The organism is uncultured Amaricoccus sp. (assembly GCF_937858865.1).
Taxonomy (GTDB): Bacteria; Pseudomonadota; Alphaproteobacteria; order Rhodobacterales; family Rhodobacteraceae; genus Amaricoccus.
In genome coordinates this window covers 1-3,957 of record NZ_CALLYO010000471.1, presented here as the reverse complement: position 1 = coordinate 3,957, position 3,957 = coordinate 1, and the positions used below count along the sequence as shown (strand labels likewise).

General features: G+C 64.8%; 4 protein-coding genes. 2 read left to right on the top strand and 2 right to left on the bottom strand.

Annotated features, from left to right (window positions below; genetic code table 11):
• Positions 1 to 330: 330 nt before the first annotated feature.
• Entirely contained in the window at positions 331 to 1,545 is a 1,215-nt protein-coding gene (locus Q0112_RS13840) for a M24 family metallopeptidase (RefSeq protein ID WP_297976236.1), read from the bottom strand.
• Positions 1,546 to 1,588: 43 nt separating this feature from the next.
• Positions 1,589 to 2,413 carry a creatininase gene (locus Q0112_RS13835; protein ID WP_297976234.1) on the bottom strand — a complete coding sequence of 275 codons (825 nt, stop codon included), beginning with the start codon at positions 2,411 to 2,413 and terminating at the stop codon, positions 1,589 to 1,591.
• Positions 2,414 to 2,505: 92 nt separating this feature from the next.
• On the opposite strand from Q0112_RS13835, the gene Q0112_RS13830 reads away from it, so the two are divergent.
• Both Q0112_RS13830 and Q0112_RS13825 read left to right on the top strand, forming a co-directional pair.
• Positions 2,506 to 3,423, top strand: coding sequence for a LysR substrate-binding domain-containing protein (locus Q0112_RS13830; protein WP_297976232.1), 918 nt, complete (start codon positions 2,506 to 2,508; stop codon positions 3,421 to 3,423).
• A 100-nt stretch (positions 3,424 to 3,523) separates the two neighbouring features.
• Positions 3,524 to 3,957 (top strand): twin-arginine translocation signal domain-containing protein (locus Q0112_RS13825; protein ID WP_297976230.1); only part of this gene is annotated, 434 nt, incomplete at its 3' end.

Genomic DNA, 3,957 nt, shown 5'->3' with positions numbered 1-3,957 from the left:
TGGCGGAGCAACGGCGACTGCGGTCGAACAGTCTCTGGGGCGCAAGCCATTGATCTTAAAGAGACCAGTGTTCTTCGAGCGTTCGAGCTGTTCGTGCCGTTGATCACCACGACCTCCTCGCTCCGGTTTATCTGGTAGACCTCGCCGAAGGTCAGAGGCACGCAAGTCGAAGCCATGGCCTCAGCGCGGCGCCAGTGCCAAGCGGTCGCGTTCGGACGCACGGCCCCGTAGCCGCCCTCGTAGCCGAGCTCGTCATGGCGTCCGGCGGATGGGCCACAGGAAGCCAGATGAAGGGGAACGGCGGCACGCCCCCGGGGCGCGCCGTCCGGATCAGTTCCGCACGATGTTGTGCTCGGGTCCGAAGGGAAAGCCGGTGATGTTCTCGGTGCCGTCCTCCTTAACGATCAGGATGTCGTGCTCGCGATAGCCGCCGGCACCTGGCGCGCCCTCGGGCAGCATGACCATCGGCTCCATCGAGACGACCATCCCGGGCTCGAGCACCGTGTCGATGTCCTCGCGCAACTCCACGCCAGCTTCGCGACCGTAATAGTGGCAGAGCACGCCGAACGAGTGGCCGTAGCCGAAGGAGCGGTACTTCAGCAGATCCCACTGCCGGTACATCTCGTTGAGTTCCGCAGCGATGTCGTTGCAGCGCGCCCCCGGCCGGATCAGCTCGAGCCCGCGCCGGTGCACTGCGACGTTCTTCTCCCAGATGTCGAGGCTCGCATCGTCGACGTAGTCGCAGAACAACGTCCGCTCCAGCGCCGTATAGTAGCCGAAGATCATCGGGAAGGTGTTGAGCGACAGGATGTCGCCGGACTCGATCACCCGGTTGGTGACCGGGTTGTGCGCCCCGTCGGTGTTGATGCCTGACTGGAACCAGGTCCATGTGTCCATAAGTTCGACGAACGGGAACGACCTGGCGATCTCCCGGATCATCGCGTTCGTGGCGGCGATCGAAACCTCGTGCTCCGGCACCCCCGCCTTCACTGCCGCCACGCAGGCGGCGCCCCCGACGTCGCAGACGCGCGCGCCCTCGCGGATCAGCTTCTGCTCTTCGGCCGACTTGATCGTGCGCATCCACATCGACGGCTGGCCGACATCGACGAACTCGACGCCCGGCAACGCCTCCCCGAGCTGGCGGCGGAAGGCGAGCGACACGTGGTCGAACTCGATCCCGACGCGCTTCGCCCCGGCGGTAAGCTGGCGCACCGCCTGATAGAAGTTGTCGCGGCGCCAGTCGGTGTAGGTGATGTTGTCGCCGAAGCTGCGCCGCCACGGCTGGCCGCCATCAATGCCGGCCGAGATCGTCGTCGCGTTGGCGTGGTCGATCACCATGCCGTACTTGCGACCGAAGTAGCAGTAGAGCCAGCCGGAATAGTAGTTGATGCCGTGGTAGGAAGTGAACAGCGCCGCATCGACGTCGTTCTTTGCCATCCAGCCGCGCACATCGGCCTGGCGACGGGTCATCTCGGCGTCCGAGAAGGGCGAGTATTCCTTCTCCCCGTTGTGCCATTGCATGACGTGCAGCATGTCGTCCAGCATCGTAGCGTTCCACTCAGGTTTTCGGTCGATACGTACAGCGCGGTCAGGCGCCGGCCGGCGCCGACTCGCTCGTCGCGACCGGCTTCGCCGCGTCGGGAAACTCGTCGCGGAGCGCGCGGACAATTCCGGCGACGCAGACGTCGAGCAGGATCTCTCCCTTCTCGCGCGAGGACTGCTTCGGCGAGGACAGCGTGCCGCTCGCCGGGGTCCACTCCCTGCGCGGCGGATAGACGTCGTAGGGCGGGAACTCCGCCGGCGGATGGTCCACCGCGCGGTCGAGGTGCACGAGGTGCGGATAAAGCGCCAGCATCAGCGAGGTTTCGAGCACGCCGCCGTGCTCAAGATCCCAGCCGGTGAAGCCGTCGGGGTAGAGCCGCGCGATCGTCGCCTTGTCGACGAAGTCCCAATAGGAGAGCACGACGATCTTCATGTCGTCGATGCCGTCCCAACGCAGTTCGCGCAGCGCGAGGTCGATCCCCTCGATGATGAACCAGGAATTCTCGAAATGGCCGTTGACGAGGCACATCCGCCGCACCCCATGGCGCGCGAACTCCTTGATCACGTCGCGCAGCGCGGACACGAGCGTCGCGCCGTCGAGGCTCGTCGTGCCCGGCAGGTGGTTTCCGCCGCCCGACTTCTGGTGCGACTTGTAGCCGTAGGTGAAGGGCGGGGCGACGAGGGCGCCGATCTCCGACGCGACCCGCCGCGCGAACTCGACCGGCAGCAGCACGTCGACGTGCATCGGCATATGATGGCCGTGCTGCTCCATCGAGCCAATCGGCAGCAGGATCGGCACCGCGCCGTCGCGCACCTTCCCATGGTAATCGGGCCAGGCCAGCTCGGCGGCGAAGACGGTATTGTCGGGCATCGTCATCTCCAGGTCGGACACGCACAACCGGATAGACGGGGCGCTTGGCATATGAGAAATTTATAGTTCTGATGCTGACATCAGGTACAAAAATGACTCAGCCGCTGACCAACCTGCAAACCGATTTGCTACGCACTTTTGTCTCGATCGTCGACCTCGGCAGCTTCACCAAGGCCGGCGTAACGCTCGGTCGGACTCAGCCAGCGATCTCGTTGCAGATGCGTCGCCTCGAGGAGCTCGTCGGGCATCCCCTTCTCCGCCAGGACGGCAGGTCGTTCCATCTCACGCCCGACGGCGAGATGCTGCTTAGCTACGCGCGCGAAATCCTGCGCCTCAACGACCATGCCGCCGCCTTCTTTAGCCGTGCCAAGCACTCGGGGACGCTCCGCGTTGGCCTGCCAAGCGACTACGCCGTCGCCTTCCTTCAGGGAGTCATCACGGGCTACGTCCGGCAGCATCCGGACATCGCCCTGGAGATCCACTGCGGCCTCAGCGGCGCCATCCTCGAGCGGATGCGCGCAGATGACCTTGACCTTGTGATCGCGATGGTCGACGCCGAGCGCACACAGTACCTCTCCCGCTCCTGGATCGAGCGCCCGATATGGACCGGCGCTGAGGAAGCGCACATTGGAGTCGATGCCGAACTGCGGATCGCAGCTCACCCCGACGGTTGCACCTACCGCGCCCGAATGATTCGCGCCCTCGATGCCGCCCGCATCCGCTGGCGGATCTCCTACACGAGCCCCGGCATCTCCGGCCTGCAGAACGCCGTTTTGAACGGCCTTGGGGTCAGCGCGCTGACCCGCCACACACTTCTCCCCGGCATGCGTGTCCTTGGCTCGGACGACGGGCTGCCGCCGCTCGAGGACATTCGCGTCGGGCTCTTCTACAAGCACCCGCGGCTCACCAGCGCCGGCATCGGCCTGATCAACCACATCATCACGCGACTTGACGAGGCCGGCACCTCGGGCGACCCCTCGCGCGCACCCGGCGAGCTGCGCGGGCTGTAGGCCTGGCATTTCCCTGCCTTATGGACGCATTTGTCCAATCAATTTCTCTAATGGAACCCGCATTGCTAAGAGGTATCGAAAGCAGGGTGGAGAACCGCAGATGTCAGACCTGAGATTGTCCTCCGGGACGCGCCGCCACTTCCTCAAGGGCGCCACTGCCCTCGCCGGCGGCCTTCTCGCGACGCCCTTCCTCAACCGGCGTGCCTTCGCTCAGCCGGTGGAGCTCACCATGCTGGCCTGGTACGGGCACGCCGAGCCCGACGTCGTCGCCACCTTCGAGGCCGAGAACAACGTCAAGTTCAAGCCGAAGTACTATACGGGTGGCGACAACATGCTCGGGCTCATCGCCCAGTCTCCGCCCGGGACCTTTGACATCATCCTCTCGGACGCGGAATACGTCCAGCAGCTCAACGCGGCCGGCTACATCGAAGAACTCGATCCCGCCGACTACCATTTCGCCGACTACTTCCCCGAGTTCCAGCAATTTCCCGGGCACTGGCAGGACGGCAAGCTGTTTTCGGTCCTGACCAGGTT

Excerpts from the sequence above, each read along its gene's own strand:
- Q0112_RS13840 (WP_297976236.1), bottom strand. The coding sequence starts at position 1,545 with ATGCTGGACGACATGCTGCACGTCATGCAATGGCACAACGGGGAGAAG.
- Q0112_RS13835 (WP_297976234.1), bottom strand. The coding sequence starts at position 2,413 with ATGCCCGACAATACCGTCTTCGCCGCCGAGCTGGCCTGGCCCGATTAC.
- Q0112_RS13830 (WP_297976232.1), top strand. The coding sequence starts at position 2,506 with ATGACTCAGCCGCTGACCAACCTGCAAACCGATTTGCTACGCACTTTT.